The organism is Mesorhizobium sp. AA22 (genome assembly GCF_001672375.2).
Lineage (GTDB): Bacteria > Pseudomonadota > Alphaproteobacteria > Rhizobiales > Rhizobiaceae > Mesorhizobium > Mesorhizobium wenxiniae.
In genome coordinates, this window is sequence record NZ_CP048406.1 from 5,655,640 (window position 1) to 5,670,917 (window position 15,278).

The window sequence follows — 15,278 nt, forward strand, 5'->3', positions numbered from 1 at the left end:
TTCCTCAAAGCGTTTCGACATTGCCGTCGACGCCGAGCGACTGGCCGGAAATGTTGATGCCCGCATCGGACAGCAGGAAGGCGACCATCGCGGCGACGTCATAGGGGCTGGTCATGCGGCGCAGCGAGATGTTCTGGAGATAGCGCTGCGTCATCTCCTCGTTCGAAACACCGAGCTGCCTGGCCCGGTCGGCGATGACCTTGTCGATGCGTGGTCCCTCGATAATGCCGGGCAGGATGGCGTTGACGCGTATGCCGTGCGGCCCGAGTTCCTTGGCGAGGCTTTGCGTGAAACCGATGACGCCGAACTTGGCCGCCGAGTAGGGGGTGCGGAAAGCGTAGCCGTGGCGGCCGGCGGCGGACGACATCGAGACGATCGAGCCGCCGCCCGCCGCCTTGATCAGCGGCACGGCACGCCGGGCGCACAGGAACTGGCCGGTCAGGCAGATGTCGATGCAGCGCCGCCAGTCCGCCGGATCGATTTCATCGACGCCGCCGGTCGGCCCGGCGATGCCGGCATTGTTGATCAGCGCGTCGAGGCCGCCGAGCTTTTGCTTCACGGTCTCGAACAGCCGGTCGACGTCGTCTTCGCGCGAGACATCGGCCTTGACTGCGGCAACTAGGGCGATCTTGTCCGGAGCAGCGGCCAGAGCCCCGTCCGAAACGTCGCAAACGACGATGCGCGCGCCGAGCCGCGACAGCGTGTCGGCAATGGCCAGGCCGATACCGCCGGCACCTGCCGTCACCAGCACGCGCTGCCCCTTCAGCCCGGTCAGAAAATCGTCCGCCGATGTCGGCGCCCCTTTACTTATCGCCGTCGCACTCATCGTCCCGTCCTTTCTCATTGCAGCCGCCGTTCGCGCAGCGCCATGACAGCGCCCAGAACGACCAGGCCGTACAGAATTGCCCTTGTAGTGACGAAAGCGCTGCCTCGCTGGTGGCTTGGCAAGCAGAAGCAGTTCTAACCTGCTCGGGCACGCCAATACTCTCGAGTTTCCAGATAAGCCGCCTTGGATTTGCATTGATCTCCACGACCACGCCATAATGCGCGGCTAGCTCGCATAGCCCCTAAGGGCGCCCTGGAGGCTGCTCCTGCGGAAAATTGGTTTCGTCTATGATTGCCACGGCCTGTTTGATGCTGTCTCTCACCTCGAAACCGATCCAGTGTCCGTCCATCAGATGCGTTTGTCTGGCACAGGCGAGGAAATAGTTCCCGGCCTGCTGCGCAACAAAGTTGAGTTGCCTCCGCTCATTGATTTTAATTCCCTCCGGCGGATCGGTGTACACCCCCCAGATAGCATCCTCGGCCGTCAACTCCACTGGCATCTCTGACTGAGCGTAGACCCTGGTCACCATCAGGCTGTGCCGGAAAGACGAGGAGCCATTGATGAACTCGATCTCTACCGACCATTCTGCTGGCACGACGATGGTGAGATTGCCGCCCCAGTAACCGTTGAAGTCGATAATGTCGGTCCGGATGTTGTCCCTGCGATACCGCTCGACTTGGTTCCAATCGGCAACAATCTCTATGGCCACTGTCTTGGCTGCAGGATCGTTCTTGATCCAGCTCGGGACGAAAGGCTCCCCAGCCAGCGCAATTCCAGGCAATAATGCCAAGGCGACGGCGAGAAGGGCAAGGTGAGCAAAGCGCGCCATCGCAATCAGAGGCTCCTCCCGAGCGGAGCGGCCGAGCGCAAGCGACCGCCAATCGAGGTCGACCTGGCTTGTTCCCTAAGGAAGAGAATACGCTCGAAATAGCATCCACACCAGCAAACCCAGAGTGCGCTATCAGGAACAACGCCATTGTTGCTGCTATGTCATCGGGTTGGATGCGTGTTGGAATGCCTGCGGTGCGTCAATGCGAGGGCGACGGGCGATTCCCTAATGTGAAGTTTCTGCCTCAGCTATGGCGAAGGGTCTGTTGCGCAATTCGCCACGCCTGCTCCACATGTCGCCGGGCCGCGGCTTCGGCATCATCGCCGTTGCGCGACTTGATCGCGTTCATGATGTCGGTCATTTCGGCGATTGCGGCATCGCGACGATTCACCGAAGCGATCGTCATGGAACGCAGTTGGTTGATGCGGACGTTCAGGCCCTGGACGATCTCCCAGGCGATGCGCTTGTCGGCGGCATCGAAAAGCACTTCATAGAATTTTGTAGTCGCCCGCATCACCTCGATCGGATTGGCTGAGGCCCACGCCGTGAGCAGCACATTCAATGCGCCCTCAAGCGCGGCGATCTGGTCCTGCGTCGCCGTGAGCGCACAGGCACGCGCTGCGATGCCTTCCATCAGAGCGCGCAGTTCGTAAATCTCGTCGGTGCGGCTGAGATCTGGGCGGGCCACGGCAGGTCCGTGGCCAGGTATCATCTGGACAAGCCCCTCGGTCTCCAACTGCCGCAGAACTTCGCGCACCACCGAGCGACTGACGCCGAGCTGGTCGCAAAGCGGCCGTTCGACCAATCTTTCGCCGGGCTGGAAGTGAAACCCCATGATCGCGTCTCGCATGCGCTCCAGCGCCAGTGTTCTGAGCGTTTTGGTGGATCGTTCGATCCTGAGCGTGTCGTCGGCCAATTCTTCTCTCCCAGCATCCGCAAAGAAACAGATTCGATGATCCGTTGACAAGGGATTTGGTTTTCAGTAGTATGGTATACCATAAGATTGTCGAGGCAAAAGGAACTTTTCCGGATGTCTCGGCCCGATCCACCACCGAGGATTCGATGAAGCCGGCCATCCGAAAAATCGTCACCTATGTCGAGAACACGCTGATTGAAGGCGGCAAGGTGGCTCCCCGGGCGCTGCGCCTGATCGGCGTGGCGGCAGTGCTCGACAATCCCTGGGCCGGGCGCGGTTTCATCGAGGATCTTTCTCCCGAGATCCGCGCCTATGCGCCGGTTTTGGGGGAGATGCTGACCCATGAAATTCTCGCAGTCGCGGGATCCGGCGAAGCGATCGAAGGCTACGGCAAGGCCGCAATATGCGGCACTTCGGGCGAGATCGAGCATGCCTCCGCGCTCATCCACACGCTGCATTTCGGCAACCACTATCGGCGTGCCGTCGGCGCCAAGACGTATCTTGCCTTCACCAACCTCCGTGGCGGGCCGAACACACCCATCATGATCCCGCTCATGGACAAGAACGATGAAGGCCGACGTTCGCACTACCTGACAGTGCATTTCCAGATCGGCGATGCACCGGCGCCGGACGAGCTGGTGGTGGCGCTTGGCGCCTCGATTGGCGGACGACCTCATCATCGCATCGGCGACCGCTATCAGGATCTCAAGGAGGTCGGCGACCTGCATGGCTGAGCTGACCGCCCCTGGCTGGCATCGCGGAACGGCGCCTGACGGCACTGGCTTCATCCGTGCCGGATCCGGCGCGCCGGTCCTCCTCATCCACGGCGTCGGCATGAATGCGGCGGTCTGGGGCCCACAGATCGAGCTGATGAAGGACAGATGGGATGTGATCGCGATCGACATGCTGGGACACGGCCGGTCGCCGCTACCACCCGAGGACGCCAGCCTTGCCGACTATGCCGGACAGGCGATCCGGCTTCTTGATCACCTTGGCTTGGGTGCCGTCTCAATCGTTGGCCATTCAATGGGGGCGCTGGTCGGGCAGGAAATCGCTCTCGATGCTCCCGAACGGGTCCGCAGCATCGTGTCGCTCAACGCGGTCTTTCGCCGCCCGGCGGCCCTTGCGCAGGCGGTGCGTGAACGCGCCGCCGAATTGAACGGCGCGAAAAACCCGTCAGGAACGGACGCAACGATCGCGCGCTGGTTCGGCAACCCGGTCCCCGACAGCCTGGCAGAGGCCGCGAGGACGACGCGCGCGGCACTGCAAAGCGTCAACCGCGAAGGCTATGCGCGCACCTATCGACTTTTCGCCCATGCGGATGCGGCGCATGGCGATCGTCTCTCGGGTCTTGCGGTGCCGGCCCTGTTCATGACCGGCTCGCAGGACAGGAATTCTTCACCTGCGATGTCGGCAGCGATGGCCCGCCTCGCGCCGCGTGGTCGCTGCGTCGTTCTGGAGGGCGAACGACACATGATGGCCATAGCCTCGCCTGACGCGGTCACACGGCGCATTGTCGATTTTCTCGAGAGCAACGACAGCACAAGCACATCGGGGCGACCGGCGATGAACACAGCCTTCGACGCGGGCGAATTCAGGCGGGCGCTCGGTTCCTTCCTGACCGGCGTTACCATCGTCACTGCGATCGGGCCGGAAGGGGAGCCTCGAGGCTTTACTGCCAATTCGTTTACATCCGTTTCGCTCGATCCGCCGCTTGTCCTGGTCTGCATTGCCAAGAAAGCGCTGGGTTATCCTGTGTTTTCGACCTCGAAGTGCTTTGCCATCAACGTGCTCTCGGAGGAACAGAGAGCCGCGTCCGGCGTCTTCGCTTCGAAATCGCAGGACAAGTTCTCGGCTGTCGAATGGCGTTTCGGCCCGACCGGCAGCCCGCTGCTCGGTGGATCGGTGGCGACGTTCGACTGTGACATGGAGCAATTGGTCGACGCCGGCGATCATTCGATCCTGATCGGCCGCGTTCGCGAATTTTCCCACAATTCATCGCAGCCCCTCGGCTATTGCCGTGGCGCCTATGTCTCGCCCGGTCTCAGCCAGGAAGCGCTGGCGGCCGCGCCACCCGACATGGAGGTCGGCGCTATCCTCGAAGATGAAGGCCGCGTGCTGTTCTTCGAAACTGTCGATGGCTTTTTCGAATTGCCGGCGGGCCGAGGACTGGGGACGTCCGGCGATACACGAAGCCTCAACGGACGCCTCGCTGCGCAGGCCATCGAGGCTCATCTCGGGTTCCTGTTTGCGGTCTGGGACGATGCAGCAAGCCCATCGCGAACGCATGTCTACTACCGCGGCACGGTAGACACGCCCCACTCCAGCAATGGCCAGGTCCAGCTCGTCGACATCGACAGGATTGCCGGACTGAACATCGCCGACGCTGCTGTGCGCTCGATGCTTGCCCGCTACGTTCGCGAATGTCGGGAGGATGCGTTTGGAGTCTATGTCGGCAACGAGGTCGAAGGTGAAGTCCGTCCGCTCGCCAAGCCGGCACCCATGAACACTTCTAATCCGGGTGAACAGATATGAAGTTCTCGCTCTTCGTCCATATGGAACGCTCGGACTCGGCAAAGCCGCATGCCGAGCTCATCGACGAGCTTGAGGAACTGGTCCTGATGGCCGAGGCGGCAGGCTTCGAGACGGCCTGGATCGGCGAACACCACGGCATGGAGTTCACCATCTCGCCAAACCCGTTCATCAACATCGCCTATCTCGGCGCCAGGACGAAGCGCATCCGGCTCGGCACAGGAACGGTCGTCGCGCCGTTCTGGCATCCGATCAAGCTTGCCGGCGAAGCAGCAATGACCGATGTCGTCACGGGCGGCCGGCTCGACATCGGCATCGCGCGCGGCGCCTACAGCTATGAATACCAACGCCTGTTCCCGGGGCTCGACGCCTGGGGCGCGGGCCAGCGCATGCGCGAGATCATCCCCGCTATCCAGGGCCTCTGGCAAGGCGACTTCGAGACGTCCGGGGAGTTCTGGTCGTTTCCATCGACCACCTCGTCGCCCAAGCCCGTGCAAAAACCGCACCCGCCGATCTGGGTGGCGGCGCGCGATCCCAACTCGCACGACTTCGCCGTGTCCAACGGCTGCAATGTCCAGGTGACGCCGCTCGCCTCGGGCGATGACGAAGTGACCAGCCTGATGGAGCGCTTCAACGCGGCGTGCGCGGCGCATCCGGACATGGCCCGCCCCGATATTATGCTGCTGATGCACACATTCGTTGCCGAGGACGCCGCCGATGCGGAGCAGCTGACGAAGGACCTGTCGCTGTTCTACTGCCAGTTCGGCGCCTGGTTCCAGAACAAGAAGCCTGTTCGTCAAGGCATATTGGAGGCGCTCACCGACGACGAGATCGCAGCCATGCCGCAATATGCGCCGGACAAGATCCGACAGCACCTGGTTATCGGCGAAGCCGAAGAGGTGATCGCCCGGCTGAAGGCGTACGAGGCGCTCGGCTACGACCAATATTCGATCTGGATCGACAGCGGCCTGCCACACGAGCGCAAGAAAAAGTCGCTGCAGCTGTTCGTCGACAAGGTGATGCCGGCCTTCCGGCATGGGAGGCCGCAATGACCCTTGCGGCCTTCAGGAACTTCATAGATGGGGCGTTCGATACGCCGACAGCCACCTTCGAAAGCATTGATCCATCCACCGGGGCGCCCTGGGCGACGATGCCCGCCGCAACCGAGGCCGATGTTGACCGCGCCGTCGAGGCGGCGCACCGGACGCTGCGCTCCGCCGCGTGGACATCGCTGACGGCGACGGCGCGCGGCAAGCTGCTGGTGCGCCTCGGCGAGCTGGTCGTCGCCAATGCCCGCCGCCTGGCCGAACTGGAGACGCGCGACACCGGAAAGATCATCCGCGAGACCCGCGCCCAGATTGCCTATGTCGGCGACTATTATCGCTACTATGGCGGGCTTGCCGACAAGCATGAAGGCTCGCATCTGCCGATCGACAAGGCCGACATGGACGTCACCATCCGGCGCGAGCCGATCGGCGTCGTCGCTGCCGTCGTGCCGTGGAATTCGCAGCTCTTCCTTTCGGCCGTCAAGCTCGGTCCGGCTCTGGCGGCCGGCTGCACGGTGGTCTTGAAAGCCTCGGAAGACGGCCCAGCGCCGCTGCTGGCCTTCGCCGAACTCGTTCACGAGGCCGGATTTCCCGCCGGAAGCGTCAACATACTGACCGGGTTCGGGCACGATTGCGGCCGGCGCCTGACAAGTCATCCACTGGTTTCACGCGTCGCCTTCACCGGCGGCCCTTCGACCGCTCGCGCGGTCGTCCGCAACACGGCGGAAAATCTCGCCTACACGACGCTGGAGTTGGGCGGGAAAAGCCCTGTTGTCGTTTTCGCCGACGCAGACCTGGACAGTACGGCAAACGCGGTCGTGGCCGGGATTTTCGCGGCTTCTGGACAAAGCTGCGTCGCCGGCTCCCGACTGCTTGTCGAGCGTTCGATAAAGGCCGAGTTCCTTGACAGGCTGAAGCACAAGGCCGAGGCCATCAGAATCGCCGATCCGCAGGATCCGGCCACCGAAATGGGACCGTTGGCCACGCCACGCCAGCGGGAATGGATCGAGAAGATCGTTGCCGAGAGCCTCGCCAAGGGCGGGACGCTGGTCACCGGCGGAAAAAGGCCCGACGACCATCCGCGCGGTTTCTACTACGCACCGACCATTATCGACGCCGAGGACACAGGACTGCCTTGCGTGCGCGAGGAATTGTTCGGTCCGGTGCTCAGCGTTCTCACCTTCGACACGGAAGCTGAAGCCCTGGCGCTTGCCAACGACACGCCGTTCGGCCTGGCCTCAGGCGTTTTCACCACCAATCTCGCCAAGGCGCACCGCATGGCGCGCGACATCCATGCCGGCGTCGTCTGGGTCAACACATACCGCGCCGTTTCGCCGCTCGTGCCGTTCGGCGGCTATGGTCAGTCGGGGCTCGGCCGTGAGGGCGGGCTCGACGCCATCCGCGATTACACGCGCTCGAAATCCGTCTGGATACGGATATCCGACGAGCCGATCCCGGATCCGTTCGTCATGCGATGAGGCAGCGCCGCGATCGCGCAATTTCACAACAACAAGAAACCAAGCAACCAACAGAGGAGAATGACATGAAACTGATTTTGACCGGCATTTTGGCCGGATTCTTGGCAGCCACTGCCGCGCACGCCGATGAGATGGTGTTCACCAGCTGGGGCGGAACCACCCAGGAAGCGCAGACCAAATCCTGGGCTGCTCCGTTCGAAGCGAGTTCCGGCATCAAGGTCCTGCAGGACGGCCCGACGAACTACGGCAAGCTGAAGGCCATGGTGGAAGGCGGCAGCGTCGCCTGGGATGTCGTCGATGTCGAAATGGATTTCGCCATCAAGGCGGCCAAGGACGGCCTGCTGGAGCCGATCGATTTCAACGTCGTGCCGAAAGCCGATCTCGATCCTCGCTTCACCACCGACCATGCGGTCGGCAGCTTCTACTACTCCTTCGTTCTTGCCTGGAACAAAGGGGCAGTGTCGGGCGAACCAACGGGCTGGGCCGACATGTTCGACCTGACGAAATTTCCCGGCAAACGCACGTTCTATAAATGGTCGGCGCCGGGCGTCATCGAAATCGCACTGCTGGCCGACGGCGTGCCGGCAGACAAGCTCTATCCCCTCGACCTCGACCGGGCGTTCAAGAAACTCGACACGATCAAGTCGGAAATCGTCTGGTGGGATAGCGGCGCGCAGTCGCAACAGCTGATCGCCTCCGGTGAAGCGGCCTTCGGGCAGCTCTGGAACGGACGTGTCTTCGCCCTCAAGCAGGACGGCGCCGATGTCGGCGCATCCTGGAATCAGAACATGACCGCCGCCGACGTGCTCGTCATCCCCAAGGGTTCGAAGAACAAGGCGAGCGCCATGAAATTCCTGGCCACAGCGACAAGCCCGAAAAGCCAGGCAATGTTTGCTGAAGCAAGCGGCTACGCACCCATCAACAAGGCAGCCAAGGCCGAAATGCCGGCCGATGTCGTCAAGTCGTTGCCGGACGCCTATGTCGACGGGCAGATCAACCTCGACATGAACTACTGGGCTGAAAACCGCGACACGATCGCGGAGCGTTGGTACGCCTGGCAGGCCAAATAGAAGCCGACCTCACCCATGAACCGACGGGGCGTCGCTAGGCGTCCCGCCTGAGCTGCGGATCATCGCCATGTCGGGCAATTTGCTTCATCGACAGCCAATCCTCCGAAGGCCAGATGGCGTCGGCGGCGCCCTGCCAGCGCTGACCCTCATCACCCTGTTCTTCGTGGTGCCGGTTGTTGCGCTGCTGTTGCGCAGCGTAACCGAACCCGTACCGGGCCTGCAGAACTACGCAATCCTGTTTGGCGACGGCACCTATGCGCGAGTCTTCTTCAATACGTTTCTGGTCGCCACAGTCGTCACCGCCGTCACCGTGATCGTGGCGTTTCCAGTCGCCTGGATGCTGGCGATCATGCCGCCTGCCCTCGGCTCGATCGTCTTCGGCATCATCATCCTGTCGATGTGGACCAATCTGCTCACCCGCACCTATGCCTGGATGGTGCTGCTTCAACGCACCGGCGTCATCAACCGGACGCTGATGGATATCGGCCTGATCAGCGAGCCGCTGCCGCTGATCAATAACCTGACCGGCGTCACCATCGGCATGGTCTACATCATGCTGCCCTTCATGATACTGCCACTGGTCGGAACCCTGCGCGCCATTGATCCGATGACGCTGCGCGCCGCCGCTCTGTGCGGTGCGAGTCCCTTCGAGGCCTTCCGCCGCATCCTGCTGCCAATGTCGCTTCCGGGAATAGCTGCAGGCGGCCTGATGGTTTTCGTCATGTCGCTCGGCTATTTCGTGACACCGACGCTGCTCGGCGGCACTTCCAACATGATGCTCGCCGCATTGATCGCCCAGATGATCCAGTCCTTGCTCAACTGGGGGCTCGGAAGCGCGGCGGCTTTCATCCTGCTTTTGGTTACCATGGCGCTCTACGCGCTGCAGCTGCGCCTCGTCGGCGCCAAGCGCATGACAGGAGGTATCTGAGATGCTGCTCGACTACGACCGGCTGGGCTGGCTGCGTGCAGCACTTCTCGGCTTCACCGGCCTGGTTGCCGCGTTTCTGCTACTGCCGGTAGTCTTCATTGTGCTTCTGTCGTTCGGATCGTCGCGGTGGCTGGCTTTTCCGCCGCCCGGCTGGACGCTGAAATGGTATGAGGAGCTCTTCGCCGATCCGGCCTGGCTCGAAGCGGCGCTGACCAGCGCGCGCATTGCTACTATGGCTGCGATCCTTGCCGTCGCCATCGGGCTCCTGGCTTCTTTCGCCCTGGTCAGGGGACAGTTTCGCGGGCGCAACACGCTTCGCGGCCTGCTGCTGACGCCAATGGTGCTGCCGGTCGTCGTGTTCGCCATCGCCATCTATGCATTCTTCCTGCGGATCGGGCTTGGCGGCACCACGGCAGGCTTCGTCATCGCACACACAGTCCTGGCACTCCCCTTCGCCATCATTCCCATCACCGCGGCACTCGAAGGGTTCGACAAATCCATCGAGGATGCGGCGATCGTCTGCGGCGCAAGCCCATTCGAAGCAAAACTCCGGGTCACCTTGCCGGCGATCAAGATCGGGATTTTCTCGGCGGCGATCTTCGCCTTTCTCGCCTCATGGGACGAGGTGGTGGTCGCGATCTTCATGGCCAGCCCCACCTTGCAGACTTTGCCGGTCAAGATCTGGGGCAGCCTGCGCCAGGATCTGAGCCCGGTCATCGCCGCGGCGTCCAGCCTTCTCGTTCTCCTGACGCTGAGCCTGATGATCGTAACCGCACTCATTCGGCGGAAATTGTCGAAATGACCGAACCCTTCCTCTCCATTCGCGACCTGCGCAAAACATTCGGCAGCTTCGTCGCCGTGCACGATGTCACGATCGATATACCCAAGGGCGAGTTCCTGACCTTTCTCGGCCCTTCCGGCTCTGGCAAGTCGACGACGCTCTACGCGATCGCCGGATTTCAGCATCCGACATCCGGCAACGTTCTTCTCGAAGGGAGGTCGCTGCTGTCGGTGCCGTCGCACAAGCGCAACATCGGCATGGTGTTCCAGCGCTACACGCTGTTCCAGCATCTCACCGTCGCCGAGAATGTTGCCTTTCCGTTGCGCGTGCGCCGCCGGCCGGACGCCGAGGTCAAACGAAAAGTCGCCGAGATGCTGTCGCTGGTGCGGCTGGAGAGTTTCGGCGGCCGATATCCTGCCGCGCTTTCCGGCGGACAGCAGCAGCGCGTGGCGCTTGCCCGGGCGCTGGCCTACGATCCGCCGATCCTTCTGATGGACGAGCCGCTTTCGGCACTCGACAAGAAGCTGCGCGAGGAAATCCAGGCCGAGATACGACGCATCCATCGCGAAACCGGCGTAACGATCCTTTACGTCACCCACGATCAGGACGAGGCCCTGCATCTTTCGGATCGCATCGCCCTGTTTCGGGAAGGGCGCATCGAGCAGATCGGCACCGGTGAGGACCTCTATCTGAGACCGGCGAGCGAATTCGTGGCCAGCTTCATCGGAAATTCCAATTTCCTGCCAGCCGAGCATCTTGAAACCATCAACGGCTCCGCCACGATCCGCCTGGCCGATGGCTCGGTTGTCTCGGGCGTCAGGATCGATCAGGACTTCAGCCATGGCCAGAAGACCAGGCTGATGGTGCGGCCGGAAGCGTTTCGGCTGAGACCCGGGCCGGCCACTGCCGGGCTTGCGGTCGAATTCGTCGACACCGCTTTCTTCGGCGAGCGGCGACGTGTCATCGCGCGAACGGCCGCCGGTCAGGAGATCGACGTCAGGCCGACATCCGACATGGCGGAAGCACAGGAAGGCATCGCCTCGAGCAGACAGCAGATTTTTTTCGATCCCGCTGCCGCATTTCTGTTTCCAGCCTGATAGACGACAGTTGACTTCAGCACGGCGTAACTCGCGCTAGGGCCTCGCCAGGTCCGAGATGTTCATCGCCACATGCTGCAGCAACACCACGTCGACGCACCAAGACCTGTCTTCCACGGTCAGAATTTGCGGTTTTGACTTCAAAAGGGAATTGGGCGGGTTGAATTGTCCTCGGCTTTGTCCACTTTCGGTATCAATTGCCCGCGTGGTGCGACTTCCGGCGAAAACAACGCGATCGAATTGACGAGAAAAATACCGTCAGCGGTGCTGGAGACAACGTCGAAGAGCGTGGCGGCCTGAAGCGTACGAGAGGTGTTGCGTACCGAGGCTACGTCGGCTGCGAGGTGAGTTTTGGCCGCAAAAGCATTGCTTATGTGGCCGTTAGACGGGCAGCCTCGGCCCGCAGCGCTCAGTGGCAGAGACCGCCGGCATTGCGCCGGTTCTTATTCGCCATATCTGGAGCATCTGATGCCGACCCGACCCTATGCCATCCTTGAAGCGCCTTCTTCGCTGGGTCTCGCGACCGACGGCGTCGAGGGCTTGCCCGGTCGGCTGCTGGAACTGGGCCTCGCCGACCGCATCCATGCGCGCCATGCCGGGCGACTGGCCGTCCCGCCGAAAGACCCGAAGCCCGACCCTGCCACTCTGACGCTGAATGCCAACGCGATCGCGGCGTGGTCGCCCAAGCTCGCCGACGCCGTGGAGGAGGTGCTGGATGCGCGCGAATTCCCGGTGGTGCTGGGCGGCGACTGTACGATCGTGCTGGGCCCGATGCTCGCGCTGCGCCGGCGCGGCCGCTACGGCCTGTTCTTCATCGACGGCCACGCCGACTTCTTCCAGCCCGAGGCCGAGCCGAATGGCGAAGGCGCGTCCATGGACCTGGCCTTCGTCAGCGGCTACGGGCCGGCGCTGCTGACCGACCTGGAGGGTCGCCGCCCGTTGGTGCGTCCCGAGGACGCTGTCGCCTTCGCATTTCGCGACCACGAAGACCAGGCCGAATTCGGCAGCCAGCCTTTGCCAGCGGAGCTCATGGCCTACGATCTGCACGCCATCCGCCGCCTGGGCGTCGAAGCCGCCGCCCGGGCGGCCGTTGGCCACCTGACGCGGGCGGAAGTCGACGGCTTCTTCATCCATCTCGACGCCGATTGTCTCGACGATGCGATTATGCCGGCGGTCGATTTCCGCGTACCGGGCGGGCTGTCGTGGGACGAACTGTCGGCGGCGCTCCGGATCATCCTGGCGAGCGGAAAGGCGGTCGGGCTCGAGGTCGCCATCTACAATCCGCGCCTCGACGTCGACGGCAGCGCCGGCCGTGGCCTTGCTGATGTCCTGGCCGTAGCTCTCGGCACTGCCACGCCTGCTTAGTATTGAAACCAATAACAAATAAATTTGCTGACGGCGGTCAAATTCGACACCGTGACCCATTCACCTGGACCGGCCCTTTTCCCTGTTGATGAAATCAAGGATCAGGTGAGCTGCCGCTTCCGCACGGGTTTCGAGCAGGAGATGACCGGCGTCGAGGATATGGGCGTCCATACGGGGAAGCGCCTCGATCCAACTCATGGTTTCGGCGAGTTCGAAGAAGGGGTCATGGCGACCCCACACCATCAGTGCAGGCGGCTGGTAGATTTGCAGATAGCTCTGGATCTCTGCGAAGCGGCGCACATAGTTTCCATAGTCCGCCACGAGGGCACGTTGTGCCTTGAGCCGTCCTGGCAGGCTCATCACGCGCCAGTCCTCATCCCAGTTTTCGGCGGCGATGGACTTTGCAATATCGTCGGGCAGGCCCCCGACATACTGATACCGCATCCCTTCCCAGGTCAGATGAGCGGTGGCGGCGGCCTCATTCTCCGCGGTGGGGTTCGACCAATAGGCGATGGTATCTGCCCATTGGCGGCCGAACCCACTGGTATGAGCATTGGCATTCTGGATGATCAGACCCGTCACCAGCACGGGCGCATACATCGCGACATGAAAGCCGACTGGCGCGCCGAAATCGTGAAGATAGATGAAGCGGGGACCGACGGAGAAGTGGTCGAGGACTTCGAGGATTGCCTTCCCCATTGCTTCGAAGGAGGTCGAGGCAAGGACATCGGACTCCCCGAACCCCGGAAGATCGGGAGCGATGACGAACAGGTCGTCGAGGAGCATCGGGGCCAGACGCCGGAACGTGCGCGTTGAGCTGGGAAAGCCGTGCAGCAGCAATAGGGCGGGACTGGAGGGATCCCCTCCGACATCCACCGCGAGACGGCTTCCGCCCATGACACGAAGATAGTGCCGGATCATCGCAGGCCTCCTTCTCTCGCCGAGCCATTGCTCGGTTCGCCCGCCGTTCTCCCGGATTTATTCTAAATCAGTGGGTTACGTGGCGCTATAGCGTGCTTGCGGATACGCCCGGACGGGCAAAAATCACTCCCAGTCGATTGTTTTTGAGGGACAACTTTGTTCCTCAAACACAATCGCCGTCGGACTGTTCGGGGTTCCCAGCCTTCCACCTGTTTTCCCGACGAGATCCCGCGCCTTACCCGCCCCCTGGATGGTGGCAAGCAACCAGGCGACCGTCTCCCGTGCTCTGCAGAAGCGGCCGCTCGTTGCGGCACGTGGAGGTAGAAGCCGGGCAACGGGTGTGGAACCGGCACCCGGAGGGTGGGTTCATAGGGCTCGGCAGGTCATCCTTCAGGACGAGCCGCCCATGCCGCGCCCGATCGACACTAGGAATCGGCACCGCGGAACGGAGTGCCGCAGTGTAGTGGTGCCTGGGTGCCGCAAAGACCAGATCGGTCGGCCCGCTTTCCACGATCGATCCCAGATACATGACGGCCACTCGCGTCGAAATCTGACGCACCACGGAGAGGTCATGGGCGATGAATACATAGGTCAGGTTGAACTCCTCGCGCAGATTGGCGAGCAGATTGACGATCTGGGCCTGGATCGAAACGTCGAGCGCCGAGACCGGCTCGTCGGCCACGATCAACCGTGGCCGGAGCGCCAGCGCGCGAGCAATGCCGATACGCTGGCGCTGGCCGCCCGAGAATTCGTGGGGATAGCGCGACGCGTGCTCGGGGGACAATTCAACCCGGCGCAGAAGCTCGGCGACGCGGTCCGCCATTTCGGATGCCGAGAGGCGCTCATGGATGCGGAACGGGTCGGCCAGCAGATCGCCGACGCGCCGGCGCGGATTGAGCGAGGCGCTCGGATCCTGAAAGACCATCTGCATCTGCCGCCGCAACGGACGGAGTTGGCGCTGGGACGCGTCGGTAATGTCGCGGCCCTCGAACTCCAGCGAACCCGGAGGTGATGTCGGTCAGGCGCACCAGGCATCGGCCGAGAGTGGATTTACCGCAACCGGACTCCCCGACGATGCCAAGCGTTTCCCCGGGCCAGATATCGAGCGATACCGTGTCGACCGCCTGGACCGTCCGGCGCTGCGCCGGGAAGATCGAGCGGCCGACGTGATAGTGTTTGGAAAGGTCGCTGGTCCGGAGCAGCGGGCGCTCCCGCAGCACGCCGCTCATACTGGCGTCTCGATGCTGGCAACCTCGCGTATATGGAACCGTTTGCGGCTGGTTTCCGGCAATGCGCAAGCAGCACGATGGCCGTTCCCGCCGACAAGCGGGGGCTGGACAACGCAGGCATCGTGGCGGAACGCACAGCGCGGGCCGAAGGCGCAGCCTTTCGGGGGTTGGAAAGGGAAGGCGGAGTTCCCGGAATCGCGGCGAGCCGTGCCGGACATCGTTCAGCGCAATAACGCAGATGTAAGCCCCACACGCCAATT

Annotated in this window: 15 protein-coding genes and 1 pseudogene; 9 read left to right on the forward strand and 7 right to left on the reverse strand. The window is 62.6% G+C overall.

Annotated features, from left to right (window positions below; genetic code table 11):
* Positions 1-4: 4 nt before the first annotated feature.
* The 3 genes from A9K68_RS27000 to A9K68_RS27010 form a co-directional block, all read right to left on the reverse strand.
* Positions 5-811 carry an SDR family oxidoreductase gene (locus tag A9K68_RS27000; protein ID WP_082982252.1) on the reverse strand — a complete coding sequence of 269 codons (807 nt, stop codon included), beginning with the start codon at positions 809-811 and terminating at the stop codon, positions 5-7.
* 256 nt (positions 812-1,067) lie between these two features.
* Complete coding sequence (locus A9K68_RS27005) at positions 1,068-1,655, reverse strand: sulfocyanin-like copper-binding protein (RefSeq protein ID WP_245486011.1); 588 nt, start codon at positions 1,653-1,655, stop codon at positions 1,068-1,070.
* Between the two features lie 244 nt (positions 1,656-1,899).
* Positions 1,900-2,571, reverse strand: coding sequence for a GntR family transcriptional regulator (locus A9K68_RS27010; RefSeq protein ID WP_065007082.1), 672 nt, complete (start codon positions 2,569-2,571; stop codon positions 1,900-1,902).
* A 146-nt stretch (positions 2,572-2,717) separates the two neighbouring features.
* Between A9K68_RS27010 and A9K68_RS27015 the strand changes: the two genes are divergently transcribed.
* The 9 genes from A9K68_RS27015 to A9K68_RS27055 all read left to right on the forward strand — a co-directional run bounded on the left by A9K68_RS27015 (position 2,718) and on the right by A9K68_RS27055 (position 12,868).
* Positions 2,718-3,305, forward strand: a complete 588-nt coding sequence (locus tag A9K68_RS27015; protein ID WP_065007144.1) for an amino acid synthesis family protein — start codon at positions 2,718-2,720, stop codon at positions 3,303-3,305.
* Entirely contained in the window at positions 3,298-5,106 is a 1,809-nt protein-coding gene (locus tag A9K68_RS27020; RefSeq protein ID WP_065007081.1) for an alpha/beta fold hydrolase, read from the forward strand. The genes A9K68_RS27015 and A9K68_RS27020 overlap by 8 nt, the downstream gene beginning before the upstream one ends.
* A complete protein-coding gene (locus A9K68_RS27025; protein ID WP_065007080.1) occupies positions 5,103-6,155 on the forward strand; it encodes an LLM class flavin-dependent oxidoreductase in 1,053 nt (350 codons plus the stop codon). The genes A9K68_RS27020 and A9K68_RS27025 overlap by 4 nt, the downstream gene beginning before the upstream one ends.
* Entirely contained in the window at positions 6,152-7,627 is a 1,476-nt protein-coding gene (locus A9K68_RS27030) for an aldehyde dehydrogenase (RefSeq protein WP_065007079.1), read from the forward strand. Before A9K68_RS27025 ends, A9K68_RS27030 begins: the two co-directional genes overlap by 4 nt.
* Before the next feature lie 65 nt (positions 7,628-7,692).
* Positions 7,693-8,697 (forward strand): ABC transporter substrate-binding protein, encoded by a 1,005-nt coding sequence (locus A9K68_RS27035; protein WP_065007078.1) that lies wholly within the window; start codon positions 7,693-7,695, stop codon positions 8,695-8,697.
* A gap of 67 nt (positions 8,698-8,764) precedes the next feature.
* Positions 8,765-9,625, forward strand: a complete 861-nt coding sequence (locus tag A9K68_RS27040) for an ABC transporter permease (RefSeq protein WP_065007077.1) — start codon at positions 8,765-8,767, stop codon at positions 9,623-9,625.
* A 1-nt stretch (position 9,626) separates the two neighbouring features.
* On the forward strand, positions 9,627-10,427 hold the full coding sequence (locus A9K68_RS27045; RefSeq protein ID WP_065007076.1) for an ABC transporter permease: 801 nt from the start codon (positions 9,627-9,629) through the stop codon (positions 10,425-10,427).
* Positions 10,424-11,503 carry an ABC transporter ATP-binding protein gene (locus A9K68_RS27050; RefSeq protein ID WP_065007075.1) on the forward strand — a complete coding sequence of 360 codons (1,080 nt, stop codon included), beginning with the start codon at positions 10,424-10,426 and terminating at the stop codon, positions 11,501-11,503. Before A9K68_RS27045 ends, A9K68_RS27050 begins: the two co-directional genes overlap by 4 nt.
* Before the next feature lie 468 nt (positions 11,504-11,971).
* Positions 11,972-12,868, forward strand: a complete 897-nt coding sequence (locus A9K68_RS27055) for an arginase family protein (protein WP_065007074.1) — start codon at positions 11,972-11,974, stop codon at positions 12,866-12,868.
* Between the two features lie 60 nt (positions 12,869-12,928).
* Here the strand turns inward: A9K68_RS27055 and A9K68_RS27060 are convergent, their stop codons facing one another.
* The 4 genes and pseudogenes from A9K68_RS27060 to A9K68_RS32520 form a co-directional block, all read right to left on the reverse strand.
* Positions 12,929-13,789 carry an alpha/beta fold hydrolase gene (locus A9K68_RS27060; protein WP_065007073.1) on the reverse strand — a complete coding sequence of 287 codons (861 nt, stop codon included), beginning with the start codon at positions 13,787-13,789 and terminating at the stop codon, positions 12,929-12,931.
* Between the two features lie 235 nt (positions 13,790-14,024).
* Positions 14,025-14,318, reverse strand: coding sequence for an oligopeptide/dipeptide ABC transporter ATP-binding protein (locus A9K68_RS32510; RefSeq protein WP_348640730.1), 294 nt, complete (start codon positions 14,316-14,318; stop codon positions 14,025-14,027).
* A gap of 195 nt (positions 14,319-14,513) precedes the next feature.
* Positions 14,514-14,735: pseudogene (locus A9K68_RS32515) on the reverse strand (ATP-binding cassette domain-containing protein); the annotation flags it as partial.
* On the reverse strand, positions 14,632-15,018 hold the full coding sequence (locus A9K68_RS32520) for an ATP-binding cassette domain-containing protein (protein WP_348640695.1): 387 nt from the start codon (positions 15,016-15,018) through the stop codon (positions 14,632-14,634). The pseudogene A9K68_RS32515 and the gene A9K68_RS32520, both read right to left, overlap by 104 nt.
* Positions 15,019-15,278: the final 260 nt, after the last annotated feature.

Excerpts from the sequence above, each read along its gene's own strand:
- A9K68_RS27005 (WP_245486011.1), bottom strand. The coding sequence starts at position 1,655 with ATGGCGCGCTTTGCTCACCTTGCCCTTCTCGCCGTCGCCTTGGCATTA.
- A9K68_RS27015 (WP_065007144.1), top strand. The coding sequence starts at position 2,718 with ATGAAGCCGGCCATCCGAAAAATCGTCACCTATGTCGAGAACACGCTG.
- A9K68_RS27020 (WP_065007081.1), top strand. The coding sequence starts at position 3,298 with ATGGCTGAGCTGACCGCCCCTGGCTGGCATCGCGGAACGGCGCCTGAC.
- A9K68_RS27025 (WP_065007080.1), top strand. The coding sequence starts at position 5,103 with ATGAAGTTCTCGCTCTTCGTCCATATGGAACGCTCGGACTCGGCAAAG.
- A9K68_RS27030 (WP_065007079.1), top strand. The coding sequence starts at position 6,152 with ATGACCCTTGCGGCCTTCAGGAACTTCATAGATGGGGCGTTCGATACG.
- A9K68_RS27035 (WP_065007078.1), top strand. The coding sequence starts at position 7,693 with ATGAAACTGATTTTGACCGGCATTTTGGCCGGATTCTTGGCAGCCACT.
- A9K68_RS27040 (WP_065007077.1), top strand. The coding sequence starts at position 8,765 with ATGTCGGGCAATTTGCTTCATCGACAGCCAATCCTCCGAAGGCCAGAT.
- A9K68_RS27045 (WP_065007076.1), top strand. The coding sequence starts at position 9,627 with ATGCTGCTCGACTACGACCGGCTGGGCTGGCTGCGTGCAGCACTTCTC.
- A9K68_RS27050 (WP_065007075.1), top strand. The coding sequence starts at position 10,424 with ATGACCGAACCCTTCCTCTCCATTCGCGACCTGCGCAAAACATTCGGC.
- A9K68_RS27055 (WP_065007074.1), top strand. The coding sequence starts at position 11,972 with ATGCCGACCCGACCCTATGCCATCCTTGAAGCGCCTTCTTCGCTGGGT.
- A9K68_RS27060 (WP_065007073.1), bottom strand. The coding sequence starts at position 13,789 with ATGATCCGGCACTATCTTCGTGTCATGGGCGGAAGCCGTCTCGCGGTG.
- A9K68_RS32510 (WP_348640730.1), bottom strand. The coding sequence starts at position 14,318 with ATGTATCTGGGATCGATCGTGGAAAGCGGGCCGACCGATCTGGTCTTT.
- A9K68_RS32520 (WP_348640695.1), bottom strand. The coding sequence starts at position 15,018 with ATGAGCGGCGTGCTGCGGGAGCGCCCGCTGCTCCGGACCAGCGACCTT.